The following is a 20,147-nucleotide window of genomic DNA, read 5'->3' as shown; positions in this document are numbered from 1 at the left end:
GAGTATCAAATGAAGCAAAGAAAGTTTTTCAGTACGGCCGCTGCACTGGCGAAGAAGCTGCGACCGGGCAAGCCGATGATCGTTGGGGCACTGTTGAGCGTGGCCTCGGCTGCAGCGATGGCGGCGGGCGACTTTTCTTCGCTCACCGGCCTGACCGACATTATCTGCACGATCAGCAACCTCATCAGCGGTCCCTACCTCTACGGTATCGGCATCGTGCTGATCACGCTGGGCGGCGTTGCCGTGGCGAACTCCGAAAGCAACATCGCCAAGACGTTCTCGGTGGTCCTCATCGGCCTGGGTATCGCCTCGGTTGCGGTGCCGATCATGCGGGATCACTTCCATATGTCCGTCGCCTGCTGATATGCGTCAGCACAAGGTCAGCCGCGGACTGTCGCTGCCCCGCCAGATGGGCGGCGCAGATCGCATGCTCGCAATTCTGAACGGCACGATCACAGCGCTGCTCACCTACACGAGCTGGACACCGTCCTTTCTCGTGGTCGGCGTGGTCGTTCACCTCTACCTGCGCTGGCGTAGCTCTAAAGATCCGTGGTGGCGGCTCGTCATGCTTGTCTACAACCGCTATCCGGACATGTACGCACCCGAGCCCCACGGAAAATTCAGTGCGCGATTCAAGCGCCCTTACGGTTTCGATCAGGACCTTCCATGCTGAAAATGTCGTTCACCAGACGCGCGGTGCAGGAAATCGCTCCCTGGATGACCCTGGTAACGCCCGAACTCGTGCTCGACAAAGACGGCTCGCTGGTCACGGTGTTCGATTTCGAGGGCATCGACGCGGACACCCCGAACCCGGGCGATATCACTGCCGCCCGGAACAATCTGGACCACGCGTGCCGCAATTTCGACCATCGGGTCACGGCATGGTGGCGGGTATCCCATCGTCGGGTGAAAGGCGGAATCGACGGCGACTTCGCGTCCGAAGCGGACGCAAAAGTGGACGCCATCAATCAGGCCAACATTGGCAGTGGCAAGTTCTTCCGCAACTCGCATTCGCTCGCGTTGGCGTTCACGCCTGAAACGGGTCTCTCGCGCATCTTCGACAAGATCGGCTATCACATGACGGTCGGTGGCAAGAACGTCTTTGTCGCCATGTACGAGGCGACGAAGGATCTCCTGCTCGCGCGTAGCGCATTCGTGTTTGATCTCACGAAATTGCAGAACGAGATCAAGCGGTTCGAAGCTGTCATCGATGGTTTCGTTGGCGGTGTCACGCGATTGAAGATGAAGCGCCTTCAGTTGCAGAATGCCCTGTCATTCCTGCATCAGCGGGCGAACCCGAGCACGCCCAAGCGCCGCGTGCGGTACCCCGTCACAATGCTCGACACGCATCTGACAGAGACCTTCGTGACGATCGGGGCCGACCAGCTGATGTTTGAATCGGCGCACGGCAAGGTCTACGCGCGCATTTTGGGCGTCAAGGAATGGATGGGTTTTCAGGAAGCGGCGCTCGATGTACTGTCGCAGGTCGATGCCGAACTGGATGTGTGTGTCATGTTCCGGTTCCTCGACAACTCGCGCGCGAGCAGCTACATCAAGAAAATCCGCGGGTTCTACAAGGTCGCCGCCTTCAATCCGGTTGCCATCCTCAAACAGTGGGCAACGAAGGAAGAGCAAAAGAACGACGAAGGTCGTGAGATGCTCGCGAAGGAAGCCAGCGATGCGCTCGCGAAACTCGATGCCGAAGGGCAACAGTACGGCTTCGCAAACATCTCGGTTATCGTCTACGGCAGGACGCCGGAGGAATGTGAAGACGCGACGCGTCAGGTTGTCGGCGTCATCGGCAATGCCGGTTTCGGCGTCATTCCCGAAAAGGACAACCTCTTCGCGGCATGGAGTTCGACTTTGCCGGGACGCTGGGACCAGCAAAAGCGCCTGCAGTTTGTGGAGACCCCCGCGGTATCGGATATTGCACCGCTGTGCAGCGTAGGCGAGGGCGCGACAGTCAACGAATGGCTGAGCCAGCAGTCCGGCAAACGCACCGGCCCGCTCACCTGTTTGCCCACGCGGCACCGGACGCTACAGAACGTGGATCTGCACCATCCGGGTGGCAAGGCGCACACGCTTGTCGTGGGTCCGATTGGCGCCGGCAAGTCCGTGCTGCTTAACTATCTGATGTCGCAGACGGGACGGCACGGCGCGCGCCGTATCCGGTTTGACAAGGACCGCTCGACACGCATCCCGACGCTGCTCGGCGGTGGCCGGTTCATCGACGCAACAGGCCGTTTCGAGGCCGCGACCTCGGTTAATCCGCTCTCTCTCATTGGTGACCGGAAACACTGGTCATATGTGGCCGAATGGGTGACGCTCGTCATCGAAGGCGATGATTACACCTGCACGCCGCAGGATGAAGCGACGATCTATGACCGCATCCGCACACTCGCTCTCGGTTTCTCATCGGAAATGTGGCGACTGTCCGGGCTGACCAATCTGTTGCCCATTGAGTTGCGCGAGCGCCTGGTCTTGTGGACCGAGGGTCAGAAAAACGGCCGGTTCTTCGATCACGTCGAAGACGGTTTCTCGCTTTCCGACGATCTGTCCATAGAGATGGGCGACCTGTTCCAGAACTTCCCGGTCGCCGCGGCGCTGTTCATGGACTACGCGTTTTACCGCATCGCACAGATCCTCGATGGGAAGCGCTACACCGTGATCGAAATCGAGGAGGCGGGCTTCTTTTTCACGTACCCGAAATTCTATGCACGCCTGGAAATCTGGGCTGTGACCATCCGGAAGCTGAACGCTGCCCTGCTTATGGCGACGCAATCGCTTGGGCAGTTGGCGCGCGTGCCGGACTTCGAGATTCTGAAGGAGAACATCCCGAACATCATCTACCTGCCCAACAGTGACGCGATCAACAATCTGGCGCTTTATCGCGACGTGTTTGGTCTCACGCAACACCAGATCGAGATGATCTCGACTGCGGTGCCCAACCGCGATTACCTGTGGGTGACGTCCACGCAGACGCGCATGTTGCAGGCGGCCTTCCCGAAGGAGGCGCTTGCCTACCTGCGCTCGGACGGCCGCGCACAAGCCCTGCTCGACAAGCACGTGAAGTCGGGCGTCGATAACTGGCAGGACGCGTACGTGCGCGACGTCCTTGCGAATGCTTAACGCTCAATTCTCTGGAGATCCATTCTCATGACAAGGAAACTGTTCAGAACCGTCGCCGCGGCCGCCGTGATGACCTTCGGGTTTGCTCAGCAAAGCCACGCACAGCTTGCTGTCATCGATCCCACGAACCTTATCCAGAACACGCTCTCAGCGATCGGGGCAGTCAAAGGTGAGGTTTATCAGGATACGAACATCGCCTACCAGTATCAGATGATGCTCAACCAGTTGAAGCAGGCGACTAACCTGAATCCGGCCGCGATGCTCGCGCAGGCCAACACGATCACCGACGACCTGAGCACGTTGACGAAGTACACCGATACGATGAAGTCGCTCTATGGCGGCTTGCAGTCAAACGCGGAGTACGCGACCAAGGTACAGGCGCTTATTACGCAATCGGGCAAGTCTACGACCCAGTGGTTCAATGATCAGGCTACCTTGATCAGCAATAACGACCAGACGGCCAAGCAGCTGTTTCAGCAGGGCAATGATGTCATTTCTCACGTTAGCGTTCTGGCCAAGCGTCGGCAGGAAATCCAGGACCAGTTGAACATGTCGCCGACCGCTGAGGCGACGGCTCAACTCACGACCCACATGCTGGATATCGTCGCGAGCCAGAATGGCGACATGTTGAAGATGATGGCCACGAAACAGCAGGCCGATAGCGTTGTTCAGGCGCAGAAGACGGCAGACGATCAGTCAAGCAACACAGCCAAGGCGGCGTTGCAGGCACAACTGGATCAGCAACGCGCGGCCTACAACGCCACTATTGGCACGTCGAAGGTGCTGGGGCAATGAGCGTGAGCGACTTTTTACTACGTGCAATCAGGACGTTGGTGCTGGCGCTCTGCGTTCTCGTGCCTTCGTTTGTATCCCCGGCGGCGTTCGCGGATACGACAGGCGCGTCAGGGTCAACAACCGCACAGCCTTTGACAAGCCAGAACGGTGATTTCACGAAAGGCTCGACTGACGCGATTAACCAGATTCAGGGGCTAATCGGTGGCGTGATCCCGGCGGCCGTCACGGCTAGCGCCAATGTAATGGGCGAAGCGAGCAAGTTTGCATGGGGATTGGGCGTCATTTCCCTTGTACTGGTGGGCGTCCGCTTCTCAGGAACGCATCATCCTGTTTCGGCATGGGTCAACCTGTTCGAGGAACTGGCGGTGCTTGGCATCTTCGTCGCGCTGTACCTGGGCTATTCGACGTCGGCGTCGGGGTTCTGGACATGGTTCCAGCAGCTTGCCACCGACATATCGGGCGGTGCCGATAACGGCATCTCCACGCAGCTTGCAACGCTCGGGGGCACCATGTTCGATGCCCTGAAAACCCGCGTTTTGAACATCAAGCTCCTTACGGACATCACGGGGACCATGGTCGACGCGATAGGGTTGCTACTGGCGTTCATCGTTATCCTGATCGCTTCCATCGTGTTCGCGTACTACAGCGCGGTGGGACAAATACAGGCTGCAGTGGGTATTGTCCTTGGGCCGATTGCAATTGCGCTCGGCTTTTCCAGCTATACGCGGAACTATTTCACGAAGTGGCTCGACTGGATGATCCACTCGGGCATGTACATCGTCATGGTTGCGGTTCTGGTGAAGCTCCTGGGCGCCAACATCACGAACGCGGTCCAGAATGCCACGAAGGCTACTGGCGCCACGGTGACAGGCGCTTACGCTTTCGATCTGGCGGTCTTCATCTTGCTGCTGTCCTTTGAGATTCCAAAGCTGGCTGGCATGTTCGGCAGCGGCGCTGGGGCGACGGGAACGGGTGCGATGAAGCTGGCCCGGAGCTTTATCCCATGACCGTATCCCATCGTCCGATCGCGGTAAAAGAACTGTTGGCGACGCATCAGAAGCGTATAGAGCTGGTGCGACAGTGTGCCAACGAGAGCACCGAAGCAGAATTCGAGCGAAAGTGGCTCTCGGTTCTGCGCCGGTGCGCGGCGTGGTTTTCATCCATGCCACTCACGCCTGAATTGCATGCGGAGCCGGGTGGTGCCTTCAGGGCTTCCATTGAATCGACGTTCTACGCAATGCGGCTCGCGGGTGGGCAAAAGTTTGCGGCCGACATGACTTCCGAGAAGCGTCGGCGGCTTGAACCGCAATACATCTATGCGGTTTTCCTCGCCGCGGCGTGTTCGTCGCTCGACGAGCCGTGCCGACACTTCGAGTTCGTGCGCGCGTCGGATAACGACCAGTGGAATCCGGCCGCGCACGGCGCTTTTGGGAACTGGATTGGCGAGGGCGAATATCTCGTACAGCGTCGTGCTGCACCGCTCAAGAGCGAGCGGATGCGCACGGCGATGTATGCGCAGACGGTTATTGCCCCCGAGCTGCTATCCGGCCTGGATACCGCTGTGCTGTCTGACCTGTTTGGTGCGATCAATCCCGACAAAAGCCCGCAGGGCTTCGAGGCTCTCGTCCACAAGGTCGTGCGTCAGGCCATGGACGTGGCCGTCGAGTTCGAGCGCAAGGCGCAGCGTGGTGTCTTCGCACCCGTCAAATTCGAAGTGCCGTCGGCGGCTCATGTCGCACTGGAGCTTCGGCCGGAGCAGGCTGCGCCGCCGGCAGCGAGCCAACAACCGCCACAACCGGCGGCGTCGGCGGCTGCCGCGGACGTACCGGCACCGGCTTCCGTTGAACCAGCAGCGCCGCAGGCTTCGGCGCCGGGCGCTCCGCAGCTTTCGCAGTCGTTGCTCGACGCGTTGCAGCGCAGTGAGGAGCAGACCGCCGGCGCAGTCGCAAGCATGCCGGACACGTCCGCGGGCACACAGAGCGCGTCGGCCGTCGATCCTTCCCAGATGAAGAGCACCTCCAGTACGCCTAAAGGCGCACGCACCGGCCCGACCGAGGAAGAATTGAATGAGGTCCTCGGTCCCGGCTCAGCAATGATGCGCGAGTTTTTCCGCGCGCTGGCGGACGACGTTGCCTCGGGCAAAGCGAAAGTCGCATGGGAAGAAAAGGGGCTGACGGTGCAGAAGCGCCTGATCGGCGCGTACGGGATGACAAATGACACGCTCGTTGAACAGTTGCGCAAACGCACGCTACTCCTGCGTGCTTCAGGCGCCGACATCTGCATCGTCGAGCGTGCCGGCCGTCTGATCATGGAGCGTCCTGCAGCATGAGCTACATCAACCATTTCCGCCCCATCTACGAGTTCCGGCCGCTGATCGTCTGGCCGTTCGCGATCGTCGGCATCCTTCTGTCTGGTATGCCGTACGGCTGGGCGTTCGCCCTCGCAGCGCTCGTCCTCCTTGTCGTGCGGGGGATTCAGGTCTGGCGCGCGTTGAGCTTCCGCATGGCCATTTCAACAAAGTGGCTGAGCAGGATTCTTATCGGCAAGCTGCTGGAAACGCAGCGCCAGATGCGCGCGCGTGAAGACTCCATGTTTCTCGGCACCGGCTTCGAGTGGACGCAGAAGCACACGCAGATCGCGCACGACATCCTGCGCATGCCTGTGACCGACATACCGTCTCTTCCGAAGTGGTTGAACAAGACGGAGATCGGGCGCTCAGTCGAGGCGCGTATCGAGGGCATCTTTGCACCGCGAGATAGCGTTCGCGACAGGATGCCGCAAGGCGCGTCGTGGATTCATGGCATGGAGCCGAAGAAGGTTCGCGTGCCGTTTCACTACAAGGCGATGGGCGGGCATACGCTGGTTGGCGGTACGACGGGATCGGGCAAGACCCGCACGTATGAGGTCATCTCAACACAGGTCATCCACAACCCGAAAGACGTGCTGATCATTGTCGACCCGAAGAACGATGATGACTGGAAGAAGCGCGTCGAAAAGGAGTGCGCGCGTGCTGGCCGCAAATTCCTGTATTTCAACCAGGCCAAGCCGCACGAGTCGATCCGGCTGAATCCGCTGGAAAACTGGTCGCAACCGTCTGAAATTCCGTCTCGCATCGCGCAACTGATGGAAGAGGGACCATTTCGCGATTTTGCGTTCCTGTTCATCGACCGTGCGGTCAAAGGCGAACTGTACGTTGGGGACAAGCCAAACCTGCGCTCAATCCTTAAATATGCGCAGTCAGGCATCGGCACGCTGCTGGATCGCTGTTTGCGCCGTTTCTTCGTTGAGAACGGGCTGCCGACCTGGGAAGAGTTGACGGTCGCGCAGACGGTGAAAGACTCCGTGCGCAAAAACGACGTGTCGCTGGTCGATGGAATGGCGAAGCTCTACACGGATCGCTTTGCCGCCAACGATCTCGGCCATGAAACCATCGACGGACTGATTGCGACCCATACGCATGACCGCGAGCACTACATGCGGATCATTGCATCGGCGCTGCCACTGCTTCAGATGCTCGCTACTGGCGAAACCGGGCTGATGCTTGCACCGAAGGCGGATGACTTCGAGGACGACCGGGAGATCTGGGACATCGACAAGATCATCAAACAGAAAGCCGTCCTGTACATGGGCCTCGATTCGCTGTCGAACAACATCGTGCAGAAGGCTATCGCGTCGATGGCCTTGTCGGACGTGGCGGCTGTGTGTGGTTCTATCTACAACTTCTATGCGGAGAAGCCGGATGTCGTGCTGATCATCGACGAAATCGCGGAAGCGATCAACGAACAGGTGATCCAGATTCTGAACAAGGGACGTGGTGCAGGGTTCAAGGCATTTGTCGCATTTCAGGCTCGGGCTGATCTTGAAGCCAAGCTCGGAAACGCAGCGAAAATGCTGCAGGTTTTGGGTAATTTGAATAACCAGATAATTCTTAGACTCGAAGATAGCGATACCGCCAAGTGGTTCTCGGACAAGGTGGGGGAGACGGCAATTCGGGTGGTCAACATTTCGAATAGCACGAACACCTCGACCGAGTCGCATGCGATGGAGTTCAGCGGGTCCCAGTCCCGCACGCTGCAACTGGAGAAAGTGCCGTTGATTCCTATGCCCATAATTCACAAGTTGCCGAACCTGCAGTATTTCATGCGTATCTCTGGCGGTGCCGTGTATCAGGGCCGAATTCCCATCATTGAAGGCTGAAATAAACAAATGTCCGCTGTTTTCAAAAACATCATTCGCGACTACAAACTGTCGCATAAGCTGATCCCGGTGTTCAACGTTGCGCCCGATCTCGAGCTCGCGTGTTCAAGGGTGGCCGACTTTGTCGGTGAGCGGTTCCTCGGGGAGAAGGGTCCGCTCGCAGCCGAAATGATCGAATCGGCACTGAGCGGCTTCAAGCGGGCGAAGCGTACAGGCGATCAGCACGTTGCCTTCATGCAGGGACTGTTCGAGCCCGCGAAGTCGCTCTACGCCCGCCGCTACGTCGCGCGCCGCGGTGACAAGCTGAGCGTCTGGTCTCCGATGCTGGAGCCCATTCCGGTCTTCGAAGAGCGGCAGCCCAACTGCGAATTCGAGACGGTTGACGAGCGGTGTCCGGAGCACATCACGGAGCGCACTGCAGCTTTTCAACTGGCGTCACGCGTGCTGCAAGGCGAAGCGTTCCGTCGATACTTTGAGGAATACGATGTCGCTCACCGTTACGATCATAGCGAAGTTGTCGGGGGTTGATGTCGACACGGCGCGGCGTGCGCTTGACACTGCCAGCGCCTTCGACGAGCCCGGTGCGACGCCGCCAGAGGAGTTCACGTGGGGTGCGGGCGCGCGCTGCTATGCGCTTGCGTCGATCTCCTTGTATCGCCCGCAGCTTTTCTGGGGCGGTCTGCTTGCGACGATCGCAATTCCTTTTCTGCTCGTTGTGAAGGTCCTGCATCATGGCTAGCCGATTTGGTTCGCACCTCAAGGTCTGGTTCCTGCTCGTACCTGTGCTCGCGATTGCCGTGATGCCAGCCATTCCCGAGCGCAAGCTCTTTGAGATTCCCGATGCGGAGACGGATTCGCTTGTCGCATCGGTCGGGCAGGACCGGGCAGACGCAGCCATCAGGTCGGCAAACGATCTGTTCAAACGCTCGTTCGTCGACAACGGCATCGTGCATCGCACGCTTACTGCATCGGGAAATGTCGGGGGCATGAACGATGGCGGCTTTTCGAGCTTCGCCCACACGTGGACCGAGAATTTCTGGCTGCTGGCCTATCGGATGATGTTCCGCGCAATGGTCATGAAGATCTGGATCGTCGGCACGCTACTTTTCGCCTTTGGCATGTTCATCGACGGGACAGCCAGACGAAAGATCAAGGCATCGGCCGCAGGCTTCGTCAGCCCGCTGTCTTTCCATCTTGCGGGCCACGGCCTGTTGCTGGTAACGGGCACGCTGTTTGGTGTCCTCGTCGCGCCGGTTCCGGTGCTGGCCGGCTACTGGCTTGCGGTTGCCGCGCTACTTGGCGCGTTGCTCTGGAAGGCTGCTGAGTCGTTCCAGTCATCCCGATAGAAGGCTCGCTGTAATCTGATCCCCGGAATGACATATGAAATTCCGGGGCTTTCCTCCAAAGTGGCTTTAACGTGTAATAGCGACGACGCCACGCCCCCGCCGCATTCTCTCCACTTCATCTCTCCCAGCGCCATTCGTGCCGGTTGCGACACGGATGCTCCTCTGCGTTGCTTTTCCCGTGTCGGTGCGGAGGCGTGCGCGCAGAATCTGCCTTAAAGAACTTCGAAATAACGCGCGTTTCGGCCGCTCCGCGGTTCTCGCCATCGCAACAATGACATTGTTGGGACACGGTCTCGTGTGCCCGATTAACCAACAACGAATTCGGACGAGGTCCGACCCAAGGAGAGGCACAGATGAGCACTTTGGCAGAAACCGATCTCGAAAAAGCGCCGGCTGCGAACGCATCGGGCACGCCCGAAGTACATGCGGGCACCGACACCGAAGGCGAAGGCGAGCTCGAGCGCGAACTCACCGAGATGGAGGCAGACGCTGACCGTCTGCATAAGGAAGGTGTGATTTCGACCGACGACGCGAACATGAAGCGCGCCGAAGTAGCAAGGGCGCGCAAGCTGTTCCGTGACCTTCCCGCGAGCGATCGTGTCGCCATCATCAAGCGTCGCCGCGAAATCGGTCGTCAGTTGATGGAGCGCCAGCTTTCTGGCGCTGCGGTTGTGCCCGCCCAGGTGCGTCTGAATCACACGCGCCTGAAGCCGCTGTTCGAACAGTGGTGGCCGTACCTGAACCGCATGAGCGTCAACATGCAGCGCTTCGGCGACTCGACCTTCGGCGTGGACGACAAAAAATCCGTCGACAAGTTCTTCGAAAAGCAGATCGCCGCAATCGAGCAGCACGTCGAGGAAGTGGCGCGCGTGACGGATGGCTATCGCCAGCAGAAGGAAGCCGAGCTTCACCAGAACGGCGAATTTGTGTTCGAACCGTCGATCCCGATGCCGGCGCTGGACCTGCAGGTGGAGGTGTATTCGCGTTTCTCGATGCGCGTGCTCACGGCCATCATGAAGTTCGACCGCGTGATGGATCACTTCGATTTCATGGTCTGGAACGGCATTCGTGACCAGTCGGATGTGGATGACGAAACGGTGCGCTTCCTGAAGAAGGTCAACCCGCTGGGCGTTCGTGGTTACATGACGCACCTGCGGCTGATGACCACGGTTCGCGGCCTGTAAGGAGGGCGGCATGCTGGACGAGTTGAACCCCCAGCAGCGGGAAGTCGCCCAGTTGCGCCAGAACTGTGTGGCGATTGCCTGCCCAGGCGCGGGCAAGACAAAAACGATCGCCACCAAAGCAGCGCTCCTGCTTCAGGAGAATACCGCAATGGTCGGGGCGGTGACGTTTTCAAAGGACGCCGCCATCGAGTTGCGTGAGCGGATTCTTGCGGTGGCGGGCAAGGCTGTGAAGAAGCGCCTGATCGCGGGCACATTCCATTCTCTTGCCTACAAGCAGCTTCAGCGGCCAGGCTCACGTCCGCTCGATATTGCAAGCGACGGCGACAGGCTTGGCCTTCTGATCCGCGTTATGCAGGATCTGGGCTTTGACGGGAAGGCCGAAGACGTCATTCCAACGATCGAAAAAATCAAGACGAACTTCGGCCAATGCGATTCGCAAAGCGCGGACGGTCAGCTGTATCACGCCTATCAGGAAGCGCTCGCCCGAAACGGCAAGATTGATTTTCAGGACATGCTTCGACTCGCCGTCGAGGGCATGCAATACGGCACGATTCTGCCGTATCCCTTCACCTACCTGCTTGTCGACGAATTTCAGGACACAGATCCGCTACAGTACCGCTGGATCGAGCTACATGCGAAAGCCGGTTCGATCGTCACCGTCGTTGGCGACGATGATCAAAGTATCTACGCGTTTCGCGAGGCGCTTGGCTATCGGGGCATGGAGTCCTTCATCAAGGAATTCGACGCGAAACCCGTCGTCCTTGGAAGCAACTATCGGTGCCGGTCGGAGATTCTTGCCGCCGCTGACCGTGTCATCCGCAACAACGTCGACCGTATCGCGAAAGTGCTGCGCGCCGAGAAGGGGCCCGGCGGCAGCGTGCTGACATCGCGGCATGCGGACGAATACATTGAAGCGACGGCAGCCGTTGAAGCACTCGCACCTTTGCTGGCAAAGGGCGAAAGCTGCGCGATCCTCGCGCGGACGAATCGCATTCTCGATCCGCTGGAAGCCGTCTGTCGGTCGCACGGGGTGAAGTACTACCGTGCGTCGGGGGCGTCTGTGCTGAGCCGCCCGGAGGGCGCGCTGATGTGCAATCTGCTCGAAATCGTGGAGCGCATCAAGGAAACCGGGCTGGATGCCGTACTGGCGCATCTGGGCCTGAGAGCCGAGCAGCTGCGCTCGCTGCATGCCAGCATGGGCGCCGAACTGACGCAAAAGCCGCGCGCCGAACTGGTGGAGCTGGGGTTGCCCGAAGATGTGGCAACCAACTACCGCGAATTCATGAAACGGCTTGCCGAGTGGCGCGGCCTTTGCGATCGGAAGTTCTATTCGTTGGTGCTGGAGGGCGTGAACGAGTGGATGCTCAAATACGCGAAGAAAGAAAGTGCAATCCGAACGATACAGGCGACCTACGACGTTCTGACGCGGCTCAAGGGCTCGCTCGCTGAACGATTACTGTTCCTGCGGCAGCAAAACAATGAGCCGACGCCTGGCGCATTGATCCTGACTACCATGCACAGTTCAAAGGGACTGGAGTGGGAACACGTCTGGATCGCGCGATCGGAGGAATCCGTTGTACCCGATGCGAAGTCGACGGAAACGGAAGAGCGGCGATTGTTTTACGTCGCCATGACGCGAGCGCGCGAATCGCTGATGATTTCCGGTACGTCGAAGAACTTCGCGTCGCGGTTTGTCACAGAAGCGCAAGTCGATGCAGTAGCGCAGGCGGCCTAGCCGATATCGCCCAAGTGGGCCACGCCTCAAAGAGAAGCAGTCTGCGTCGGGTCGCGGGAGAAGCTCAGAAGGTCCGCGGCGCGGCGCCCAGCCGTTCACCCTTCCAGAATCCCGGCCATCGCGTCGTAAGCATGCTCGCCAGCACCGCGAAGGCTGTCCAGAGGGCCGCATTTGCGTTCAGCACCCCGCTTTGCTGATACGCCTTCTGCGCGGGTGCCGAAATAATGAGATTGGGAACCTCTGTAATCAACGAGTTGCCAACGAATTCGGTCACGCGCCATACAACGCGGAACCGGATTCGTTGGATTAGGCGGATTTGCAATGCGAATTAGTTGGACTGGCCCGACGGTAAAACCAGTTCGTCTTGCGCCACTCCCGACAGGCCGAGTGCGGCCAGAAAGGGACCTTCGAACTTGCGCCGCGTAGCGGTCGATCGATCGACGTGAAAATCTGCGCTAGTCGGGTCCCTGCGCCACACTTGGTGGTGTTGCTGTATCCAATGACTTCGCGGAGCGTTCCGGACCGCACGGCCCCGGCTTGACCGCAGCGTCCAAACGACCCTAGAGTCGCAGAGGAAGCGCCGGTCAGCCTTTTTGTCGCTAACGGGAATGGGAGAAGCGTAGTGAAGGTCCGAGTAACATTGGAGAAGACAGGACGCATATTTGCGGAACCCGATCCCGTGTGCGTCCTTGCGGGCGAGCCCATCTCCTGGGAGTTCGTCTCTGACGCGCCCAATCAGCCGCTTATTTCGTGGACCGTTTATTTTAGGGCGCAATCTCCGTTCTTAGGCCCACAATTTGCAGCCTTGGGCCCAACTAGCTTCGCGGCGTTCTCGCAGCAGCTTGCACAAGTGCAGGGTGTCCGTATCGGGCTGATCACTAGGGTGACGCATTGGGCGGCAACCCCGCAGTTCGTCGCACAGGTCCCGGGTGACTACAAATACGGCATTCGAGCGGCAGCCACGCAAACGGGTTTGCTCCTCGGCGACGATGACCCGCAGCTTACGGTCCTCCCGTAGGATGCACCGTGCCATATCACATTGAGGTCATCTGCTACAGCGAGAATCTATATTCGGACGCCGGCGCAGCGATCCGCCTCCTCAACCACGCGCAGGGTGCGCCCGGCACGAGCAGCGAAATCGTCTTCGCGCTTGCGCCCGCCCATCTACGCCGGTACCTGTATCCGCATAGGCTCGAGAAGTACCTCAACGATGACGTATTCGCGCAGCTCAAGGAATATCGGTCGTACGCGAAGGGGGACAGGCGATACCTGATCGCCATCGTCGACGGGAGACTCACCTCCTCATCTCTTGGTAACCTATTTGGGAGTCACGATGCCGAGCATGGCCTCGCCGTGATCACAACGCACGGCTTCGAGTCCTACGTCGCCTCGCGCAAGTCCTACCTGGCTTTTTTCCTCACTCGCTTCGCGATGAGCTTCATCGCGCCGGAGCGGATGTCGCACGAGGACGAGCCTGGCTGCATCTTCCACAAGCGACGCGACCGCACGCAGCTCATCACCGCCCTTTACCGCGGCACAATCTGCGATAACTGTCGGAAAGCGTTCGCCGCGAAGATGAACGCGGAGATCGGCAGCGCATTGGACCGCATGCTTGCCGAGATTCGACTCGGCTTGCCGCCGGAAGGCTCGAAGCTCGTGCGTGAACGCCGTGCGCTCGTCCTCAAGGGCGGCGGCGTCAAGGGGCTTGCGCTGGTGGGAGCACTCCTGGAGCTGGAGCGCTGGTACGAGTTCGATGAATTTGTTGGAACTTCGGCCGGCGCGATCGTCGCTGCCTTGATGGCGCTCGGCTGTTCGGCAGGCGATCTCGAGCGCATTTTGCGGGAAACCGACTTTGGGTCCTTCAAGGACTCCGGGCTGGTAAGCGCAATGTGGAATCTGGTACGGGCCCGCTACCTCCACTCCGGACGAAGCTTCGAAGAATGGTTCTGGTCTCAAGTGAAGCAGTCTTACAGCGAACGCACCGGCAGAGTCCAACCTCCGATGATGCGCGACGCGGATCGGCACCTTGTAGTATTCGCTACCCAGCGCAATGTCGGATTGGTGCGCTTCGACTCGGAAGATCCCGCGGCGCGCCAGGATCGTCTCATCACGTTCGCCGTTCGGGCGAGCATGAACATCCCGGGATTCTTCAAGCCGCCGACGGAGCAAGGGGAGCCCATCTATGACGGAGGCCTCCTCGCGAACTTTCCGCTCAAAGAGTGGATAGATCTGTATCCCGATCGACCATTTCTCGGCATCTACATGGGACCAAAGGTGCTCAGTCCGCTCACCAAATCTAGCGTCGTTGGCGACGTCCTCGAGATCGCGACAACGCGTGACGACTACGCAATCATTGACGCGAATCGTGAGCATGTAGTCGTAGTTGATCCCTCGCCTATCGAGACAACAGAGTTCTCACTAGGCAAGGAGGAGATGGACTTCCTAGTTCTCGAAGGGCGCGCGTCGGCACTGGAACACATGGCACGCCAACTCGGGGAGAGCGAGGTTGCAATGCTCGCGCAGGCCGCTCGCGCGAAAGCTGCCGGCGCGTACGAGGTGGTGATCGCTCGGAAGGCCCAGAAACGCCTGGTGGTACGTCGTATCGGGATCGCAGTAGTCGTCGCGCTCGTTGTCGGTGTACTGGTGTGGTTCAGATGGGGGTAGTCGCGGGAAGGAGAGAGTGCCCCCACGAAACGTGGCATAAGGCTGGGCCCGCACAGTTTGTCGCCAGACGTACCGGATCGCGCGGGCGATCGAGTGGATCCAGAATCACTACACCGAGCTTTTGCGGGTGGAGATGCTGGCGCAGGAGGTGAATATGAGCGTGTCGTCGCTCCATCATCATTTCAAGACTGTCACGACGCTCAGTCCGCTGCAGTATCAGAAGCAACTGCGGCTGCACGAGGCTCGGAAATTGTTACTCGGACAGCACGGGGATGTCGGGTCGGTGGCGATCAGAGTCGGGTATGACAGCCCTTCCCAGTTCAGCCGTGAATATAGCCGGCTGTTTGGGGCGCCTCCACTTCGCGACGTGGTGCAGCTAAGGCGCCGGAACGTGGTGGGGTTTGGAGAGTAGGCTGGCGACGGCTAAGTCCGTCCATAATGGAAAAAACAAAGACTGATGAGATCCACATCGTCCGATCAATCGGCTCTATGGATTTGATTGATGGCCGTTCCCATTTTGCGCTAGTAGATGATCGTTTTTTTTCGAAACGCAATTCTCAATTACTGGACCAAGTAATGGCCCTACCCTTTCGTTGTTGCGCAGCCCCGAGAAAGTCGGACGCATCGGTGCAAGCGGGGCTCTGGAATGTGTCGACGCCGAAGTTCACCGTCGATAGCGCGACAGCCGGCGCGTTCGTGCGCAGCCTGAACGCCGGCACATCGATCGATGCAACCGCGACCGTCACGAATGGCGCAAGCGGCGATATGACCGTTGCGTCCAGTCTCGATTGGCAAGGTCCCGCATCGTTATCGCTCGTGGCTTTTCGCCACGTGACGATTGCACCCGCGACCACAATCAAAAACACCGGCAGCGGTAACCTGAGCTTGCGAGCGGACGCAGCAGGCATCGACAATGCCGGCAGCGTGGCAAACCACGGCACGATCGACTGGTCGAAGAGCACCGGCATCGTGAGCCTCCTCTATGACATGAACGGCGCCTACAGCCCCGGCACGTTAATCGGCAATGCATGGACCGCGCCGGCTTACAGCGGCCTGGTCACGCAGATCACCGGCTATCGACTCGTCAATTCGGCGAATGACCTGCAAGAAGTATCGCTGAGCCCAGGAGGCAACTTTGCACTTGGCAGAGACATCGAGGCGCGCGCGGGCGTACGCCAGATCGGCAGTACGGAGGCGCCTTTCAGCGGTCAATTCGACGGTATGGGCCATAAGGTCTCGCATCTTGGCAGCGGGCTTTTCGGTGTAGTCGGCACCGCCGGCATCGTACGCAATGTCGGCATCGTGGACGCGGCTTACTACGGTTATGGTGCAGTCGGCTTCGTTGCCGATACGAATTACGGCACGGTTGCGCACGCGTACTCGACGGGCACCATCAGTTCCGAATCCATCACCGACCTGCCGGGCGTCGGCGGACTCGTCGGTACCAACTACGGGACGGTGCAGCGCTCCTGGAGCTCGGTCGGTATCTCTGGCGAGGGATATCTGGGTGGACTGGTCGGTTACAACGTCAGCGGCGCGAACATCAGAGAGTCTTATGCCACGGGTAGCGTCGACCAGTTCGGACATGGCGGCCCAGGTGGTCTCGTCGGTATCAACGAGGGCCTGATATCCGCTTCGTACGCCACTGGGAACACTTCAGCGTCAAGCAGCTGCGGCGACTGCGGTGGCTATTTCACAGGTGGCGGTGGCCTCGCCTACTATCAGACCAGCACAGGCAGGATAGAGCAATCATTCTCGACCGGGTTGATCTCGCAGTACTACGGCATCCCTTCTGCCGTCGTTGGCGCGAATGGAGGCACCATCGCATCAAACGTGTACTACGACAAGGAAACGTCCCGGGCCACTCAATCCGAGATCGAGGTCAATGGCCTAACAACCTCGCAAATGAGCAGGCCGGAGAGCTTCGGCGCGTCGTGGGACTTCAGCAGCAACGGTACTTGGGCAATACCGGCCTGCGAAACGCATCCGGTACTGCGCTGGCGGCTCGGACCTTTATGACGGCGAGACGAGGTTCAACATAGCGTCGTTTCGGTACCCAGATCGAAACGATCAGATCGAGCGCTTCGTCAATACTAATGGGCTTGACCAGATGCCGGTCACCCCCCGCGTCCTTTGATTGCGCCTTATCTTCCGGCTGACCGTATCCCGACGGAGCAATGATACGCAGCACTTGCTGTCGCGACTGCTGAGATCTCAGGCGCCTGGCGACCTCGTAGCCGCTAATTCCAGGCAAACCAAGATCGAGTAGGACCACCCCGGCTCTGTTGCCGCGGCGATCGCCAGCCCTTCTTCCCCGCTTGCTGCGGTGCGTACCTGATGATCCGATAGGATCATCGCGAGCGACTCTGTAGCGTCATCATTATCATCGACGATCCGAATCGATCGGGGCATGCGAGCCGGCGTTGCCTTCGAGCGCCTGGCATCCGTCTCGCCGCGCAATGCGGTCGCGAGCGGAATACAAAATTGGAATTCGCTGCCCTTGTGCCTTCCAGCACTTCGCGCTTCCAGCATTCCGCCATGCATCCCCGCGAGCGTCCTTGAGACCGATAGCCCAATACCAAGCCCGCCTCGATGTTGCTCGCCGTGTGCAGACGCTTGCACGAAAAGGTCAAATATGCGTGGGAGGAGTTCGCTCGAGATGCCAATGCCGTTACCAGTTATCGCGGTGCTGACCTGGTTTATGGCCCGACCTTCGTGTTTGGCGAGCACCTCCGGCGCGGCGAACTTGTGGCGCTGCTGCCGGCCTACCAGTGCCACTGGGTTAGTGAGCCGCCATTCTCCATTACCGTCACACGGTCATACGAGTGTCTGCTTTGAGTCTGATACTGTTGAAAAAGTCGCTTCCTGGCTTTTGCAATCAGCTACCGAAAAAATCGACCGCTCAGATCGACCCACAGGCGCCTCGCGAACGTCAGTCAAGGGTATGAAGGCCCCTGAAAAACTTGCGAGAACGACGGTCAGCGACTTTTTCAACAATATCAGTCTGGCAGCGGCCCTTCACTTGAGATAAGGCCCTCTGTCGATCTCCGATGAAGGTGAAAATTAGTGGACGGCGCTTGCAAAATTAGCGTATCTCAGCAATATGGATAATCAAGACCCTGCTATTTTCACCGTCGCAGGTCGCATACTGACAACAGAAAAACGAGCAAATGGAAGAGCGCGGTAAAGAGGGCGAGCCATGCGTAAAGGGAAAAAATCGGCGCCAGTTGCGTAACAGGGTCGCATGGCCGTCCAAGTCGTACGGCGATGGCGCAGAATACCGACGCCTTACGTCGCGTCCCATCGACCGCTTCGATTGAGTGCTCCGGGAGGAGCTTTTTCCACCGCGGATCGCGCGAAACCTGACTGCGCGCGATTGCGTCAGCTTTCGCCCAGTTCCAGTTTGAGTACCCTCCATAAAGAAGAGAGACGTAGCCGGCCACGCATGCGATTACGAAACCGAGAAGCGCAAGGCAGATTCCTACGTAAGGTTCCGTGATGCCGAGGGGATGAAAACACACGAGTTTGGTGACCACATAACCGATAATTGTCGCTGAGAACCCCTGTAGAAAGGCCTCCACGGTCACCATCGTATTTTTGTCTGCGGCGCCGACGCTACCAAAGTACTTCCACAATTCCATCGCTTGACGTTCTTCCCAAGGTGTCTCGTCGTCGCCCGACGCCGCAGAATTCATAGACTCACTCATGAAAAGCCTCTCTTTCGCATCGGACGGAAACCACCACCTCACGAACCGGATTTCGGACCCAAAGACTGGACACGGATACCACTAAACAACGGCAACTGGCGGCACCACGTCGTTGCCCCTCTCAAGTCGACAAGATGCATGAGTACCTACGCGATTCGCTTCGCCATTCTTACTACGACATACAGACGGAGGAGGAATACATCCATTGGGCGAGCGCCTTCATCCGATTTCAAGGCCTTTGGCAGAAAGCCGATTCCGTTTCCGAGGGCGCTTTTGAACTCCGCGATACCATGGAAGCCGAGTCCTCCCCCAGAGGGACCGTAGCACCGGTAGCATCATCCAAAGTCCCAATGGGCTGTTGCGTTTGCAGTTCATTTTTTCCGGCGCGTCTCCTATAACGATGCCGAGGCGAGCGGAAACGTTGTTCTTGATCGCAGCGGACGCGTCTATGAAGAATAGACGCGTCAACAGGAATGTCCAGCGTACGGCGAGGCGTTATCAACTTGAGGCGAAGGGCCACACTACGCTCGATGGGCGTTGTCCATCATAAAACAGAGGCGGATTTTGACCCTGTTCCATGAATCGGTCTGACGCAGCTGTCAACCGAGGTAAAGTCGTCCGAAAAGAGCGCTGTCACGTTACGGTGATGGCGACGGCGCAAGAACGTGCGCGGCGACACCCATTAGCGGGGCCACCGGCTGCGCGATTGCGCGGCCGGAACGCTCTCTCGAGAACCGGCAATTGTTTGATAGCCCAGCGATGTACGGTAGAATGGTCGGCCGACACAGCTCGCTCCAACATCACTTCTTCCAGGTGACGCAGGCTCAGCGGGTAGGCCACGTATCACTGTACGCTGGTCGTCCGCGGATCAGGGCGAGGAGACACCGCGTGTGTTCTTTCTTGGAAAACGCCGAATCCGGGTCGTGGAGGTGGTACTCGACTGCTGGCTTGCGCCGGACCACCGCTATTTCAAGGTCCGAGGCGATGATACTGCCGTCTATATTCAGCGCCACGACCAGGTCGCCGGAGAGTGGGGGATGACGATGTTTGACTGCGGCTAGCGGCGATTTCTGAGATGGTCGTTCGTTTAAGTGGATGTTGGCCGCCGCATGGGAGACGGGTAACCGGCTCTGCTGTCGCGACCACCGTCTCGGATCGGCCCAGACTGTGTCAAAACGCCTAGCCACCCGGAATTGACGAAACCTGTCGCGGCGCAGGTCGAGGCTGGTGACGTTGGGGAACACAGACGTCAAATCACAGCCGAGCGTATCGCAATGGCTCAACAACCCCGTCGGGGCGTCACGCCCGCATCGCCTTCATAACCGCTTCTGAACCGAGTAGTTTGATCACCCGCTTCATGTTGTACGCCAGCACGTGCAAACTCATTTCT

17 protein-coding genes and 2 pseudogenes are annotated in these 20,147 nt (G+C 58.9%); 15 read left to right on the top strand and 4 right to left on the bottom strand.

From position 1 onward, the window contains the following. Window positions 1-9 precede the first annotated feature (9 nt). The 15 genes and pseudogenes from P0D89_RS20745 (at window position 10) to P0D89_RS20675 (ending at window position 17,069) form a co-directional block, all read left to right on the top strand. On the top strand, window positions 10-363 hold the full coding sequence (locus P0D89_RS20745; protein ID WP_408377061.1) for a TrbC/VirB2 family protein: 354 nt from the start codon (window positions 10-12) through the stop codon (window positions 361-363). Between the two features lie 46 nt (window positions 364-409). Further along, window positions 410-673 (top strand): hypothetical protein, encoded by a 264-nt coding sequence (locus P0D89_RS20740; RefSeq protein WP_408377157.1) that lies wholly within the window; start codon window positions 410-412, stop codon window positions 671-673. After that, a complete protein-coding gene (locus tag P0D89_RS20735) occupies window positions 667-3,129 on the top strand; it encodes a VirB4 family type IV secretion system protein (RefSeq protein ID WP_408377059.1) in 2,463 nt (820 codons plus the stop codon). Before P0D89_RS20740 ends, P0D89_RS20735 begins: the two co-directional genes overlap by 7 nt. A gap of 27 nt (window positions 3,130-3,156) precedes the next feature. Further along, entirely contained in the window at window positions 3,157-3,924 is a 768-nt protein-coding gene (locus P0D89_RS20730; protein ID WP_408377057.1) for a TrbJ/VirB5 family protein, read from the top strand. Beyond that, window positions 3,921-4,931, top strand: a complete 1,011-nt coding sequence (locus P0D89_RS20725) for a type IV secretion system protein (protein WP_408377055.1) — start codon at window positions 3,921-3,923, stop codon at window positions 4,929-4,931. Before P0D89_RS20730 ends, P0D89_RS20725 begins: the two co-directional genes overlap by 4 nt. Next, entirely contained in the window at window positions 4,928-6,253 is a 1,326-nt protein-coding gene (locus P0D89_RS20720) for a TraI domain-containing protein (protein WP_408377054.1), read from the top strand. Before P0D89_RS20725 ends, P0D89_RS20720 begins: the two co-directional genes overlap by 4 nt. Beyond that, entirely contained in the window at window positions 6,250-8,121 is a 1,872-nt protein-coding gene (gene traD, locus P0D89_RS20715; RefSeq protein WP_408377051.1) for a conjugative transfer system coupling protein TraD, read from the top strand. The genes P0D89_RS20720 and traD overlap by 4 nt, the downstream gene beginning before the upstream one ends. Before the next feature lie 9 nt (window positions 8,122-8,130). Next, window positions 8,131-8,649 carry a hypothetical protein gene (locus tag P0D89_RS20710; RefSeq protein ID WP_408377050.1) on the top strand — a complete coding sequence of 173 codons (519 nt, stop codon included), beginning with the start codon at window positions 8,131-8,133 and terminating at the stop codon, window positions 8,647-8,649. After that, window positions 8,606-8,860 carry a hypothetical protein gene (locus tag P0D89_RS20705; RefSeq protein WP_408377048.1) on the top strand — a complete coding sequence of 85 codons (255 nt, stop codon included), beginning with the start codon at window positions 8,606-8,608 and terminating at the stop codon, window positions 8,858-8,860. Before P0D89_RS20710 ends, P0D89_RS20705 begins: the two co-directional genes overlap by 44 nt. Further along, window positions 8,853-9,467 carry an IncC plasmid conjugative DNA transfer DtrJ family protein gene (locus tag P0D89_RS20700; protein ID WP_408377047.1) on the top strand — a complete coding sequence of 205 codons (615 nt, stop codon included), beginning with the start codon at window positions 8,853-8,855 and terminating at the stop codon, window positions 9,465-9,467. Before P0D89_RS20705 ends, P0D89_RS20700 begins: the two co-directional genes overlap by 8 nt. 353 nt (window positions 9,468-9,820) lie before the next feature. After that, on the top strand, window positions 9,821-10,651 hold the full coding sequence (locus P0D89_RS20695; RefSeq protein ID WP_408377045.1) for an ATPase: 831 nt from the start codon (window positions 9,821-9,823) through the stop codon (window positions 10,649-10,651). A gap of 10 nt (window positions 10,652-10,661) precedes the next feature. Next, window positions 10,662-12,386 (top strand): ATP-dependent helicase, encoded by a 1,725-nt coding sequence (locus P0D89_RS20690; RefSeq protein WP_408377043.1) that lies wholly within the window; start codon window positions 10,662-10,664, stop codon window positions 12,384-12,386. Between the two features lie 1,026 nt (window positions 12,387-13,412). Then, window positions 13,413-15,050 (top strand): patatin-like phospholipase family protein, encoded by a 1,638-nt coding sequence (locus tag P0D89_RS20685; protein WP_408377041.1) that lies wholly within the window; start codon window positions 13,413-13,415, stop codon window positions 15,048-15,050. A gap of 64 nt (window positions 15,051-15,114) precedes the next feature. Beyond that, a pseudogene (locus tag P0D89_RS20680) lies at window positions 15,115-15,462 on the top strand (helix-turn-helix domain-containing protein); the annotation flags it as partial. 26 nt (window positions 15,463-15,488) lie between these two features. Further along, window positions 15,489-17,069 carry a GLUG motif-containing protein gene (locus P0D89_RS20675; protein WP_408377039.1) on the top strand — a complete coding sequence of 527 codons (1,581 nt, stop codon included), beginning with the start codon at window positions 15,489-15,491 and terminating at the stop codon, window positions 17,067-17,069. On the opposite strand, the gene P0D89_RS20670 is transcribed toward P0D89_RS20675, so the two are convergent. The 4 genes and pseudogenes from P0D89_RS20670 to P0D89_RS20655 form a co-directional block, all read right to left on the bottom strand. Further along, window positions 16,993-17,325: a response regulator gene (locus P0D89_RS20670; protein ID WP_408377037.1), complete on the bottom strand. Its 333-nt coding sequence runs from the start codon at window positions 17,323-17,325 to the stop codon at window positions 16,993-16,995. The two genes, P0D89_RS20675 and P0D89_RS20670, sit on opposite strands and share 77 nt — an antisense overlap. Continuing rightward, window positions 17,265-17,711, bottom strand: coding sequence for an ATP-binding protein (locus tag P0D89_RS20665; RefSeq protein ID WP_408377156.1), 447 nt, complete (start codon window positions 17,709-17,711; stop codon window positions 17,265-17,267). Before P0D89_RS20665 ends, P0D89_RS20670 begins: the two co-directional genes overlap by 61 nt. A gap of 467 nt (window positions 17,712-18,178) precedes the next feature. Continuing rightward, window positions 18,179-18,757 carry a hypothetical protein gene (locus P0D89_RS20660; protein ID WP_408377035.1) on the bottom strand — a complete coding sequence of 193 codons (579 nt, stop codon included), beginning with the start codon at window positions 18,755-18,757 and terminating at the stop codon, window positions 18,179-18,181. A gap of 693 nt (window positions 18,758-19,450) precedes the next feature. Then, a pseudogene (locus P0D89_RS20655) lies at window positions 19,451-19,600 on the bottom strand (IS6 family transposase); the annotation flags it as partial. Between the last annotated feature and the right edge of the window lie 547 nt (window positions 19,601-20,147).

Origin of the sequence: Paraburkholderia sp. RL18-085-BIA-A (assembly GCF_046027075.1) — a bacterium.
Taxonomy (GTDB): Bacteria; Pseudomonadota; Gammaproteobacteria; order Burkholderiales; family Burkholderiaceae; genus Paraburkholderia.
The sequence above is the reverse complement of the archived record's forward strand: the minus strand, read 5'-3'. Positions and strand labels throughout refer to the sequence as shown.

Excerpts from the sequence above, each read along its gene's own strand:
- P0D89_RS20705 (WP_408377048.1), top strand. The coding sequence starts at position 8,606 with ATGTCGCTCACCGTTACGATCATAGCGAAGTTGTCGGGGGTTGATGTC.
- traD (WP_408377051.1), top strand. The coding sequence starts at position 6,250 with ATGAGCTACATCAACCATTTCCGCCCCATCTACGAGTTCCGGCCGCTG.
- P0D89_RS20710 (WP_408377050.1), top strand. The coding sequence starts at position 8,131 with ATGTCCGCTGTTTTCAAAAACATCATTCGCGACTACAAACTGTCGCAT.
- P0D89_RS20720 (WP_408377054.1), top strand. The coding sequence starts at position 4,928 with ATGACCGTATCCCATCGTCCGATCGCGGTAAAAGAACTGTTGGCGACG.
- P0D89_RS20740 (WP_408377157.1), top strand. The coding sequence starts at position 410 with ATGGGCGGCGCAGATCGCATGCTCGCAATTCTGAACGGCACGATCACA.
- P0D89_RS20675 (WP_408377039.1), top strand. The coding sequence starts at position 15,489 with ATGGAAAAAACAAAGACTGATGAGATCCACATCGTCCGATCAATCGGC.
- P0D89_RS20735 (WP_408377059.1), top strand. The coding sequence starts at position 667 with ATGCTGAAAATGTCGTTCACCAGACGCGCGGTGCAGGAAATCGCTCCC.
- P0D89_RS20700 (WP_408377047.1), top strand. The coding sequence starts at position 8,853 with ATGGCTAGCCGATTTGGTTCGCACCTCAAGGTCTGGTTCCTGCTCGTA.
- P0D89_RS20695 (WP_408377045.1), top strand. The coding sequence starts at position 9,821 with ATGAGCACTTTGGCAGAAACCGATCTCGAAAAAGCGCCGGCTGCGAAC.
- P0D89_RS20730 (WP_408377057.1), top strand. The coding sequence starts at position 3,157 with ATGACAAGGAAACTGTTCAGAACCGTCGCCGCGGCCGCCGTGATGACC.
- P0D89_RS20660 (WP_408377035.1), bottom strand. The coding sequence starts at position 18,757 with ATGAGTGAGTCTATGAATTCTGCGGCGTCGGGCGACGACGAGACACCT.
- P0D89_RS20690 (WP_408377043.1), top strand. The coding sequence starts at position 10,662 with ATGCTGGACGAGTTGAACCCCCAGCAGCGGGAAGTCGCCCAGTTGCGC.
- P0D89_RS20745 (WP_408377061.1), top strand. The coding sequence starts at position 10 with ATGAAGCAAAGAAAGTTTTTCAGTACGGCCGCTGCACTGGCGAAGAAG.
- P0D89_RS20725 (WP_408377055.1), top strand. The coding sequence starts at position 3,921 with ATGAGCGTGAGCGACTTTTTACTACGTGCAATCAGGACGTTGGTGCTG.